Source organism: Streptomyces millisiae (assembly GCF_031845425.1).
In the GTDB taxonomy this organism is placed as follows: domain Bacteria; phylum Actinomycetota; class Actinomycetes; order Streptomycetales; family Streptomycetaceae; genus Streptomyces; species Streptomyces millisiae.
Genome location: NZ_JAVREM010000397.1, coordinates 1 through 403, shown reverse-complemented (window position 1 = coordinate 403; position 403 = coordinate 1). Strand labels below are relative to the sequence as shown.

General features: G+C 75.2%; 1 protein-coding gene. It reads left to right on the top strand.

The window, feature by feature from the left end; all coding sequences use genetic code 11:
• On the top strand, positions 1 to 403 hold a 403-nt coding region (locus RNC47_RS37265; RefSeq protein ID WP_311605313.1), incomplete at both ends, for a DJ-1/PfpI family protein.

Below are 403 nucleotides of genomic sequence, written 5' to 3'. Positions count from 1 at the left end.
GCTCACCGAGGAGCTGGCCGCCGCCTTCGCGCTCGTCCGGCCGGGCACCCGGATGGTCTCCATCTGCACCGGCAGTTATGTCCTGGCCGCCGCCGGATACCTGGACGGCCGCCCCGCCACCACGCACTGGTCGGCCGCCGACCACTTCCAGCGGACCTTCCCGCAGGTCCGCGTCGACCCGGGCGTGCTGTTCATCGACGACGGGGACGTCCTCACCTCCGCCGGGGTCGCCGCCGGGATCGACCTCTGCCTCCACCTCGTGCGCCGCGACCACGGGGCCGCCGTCGCCACCGAGATCGCCCGGCGCACGGTGGTCCCCCCGTACCGGGACGGCGGGCAGGCCCAGTACATCCACCGCCCCGTTCCCGAACCGCAGTTCGCGACGACCACCGCCGCCCGGGCC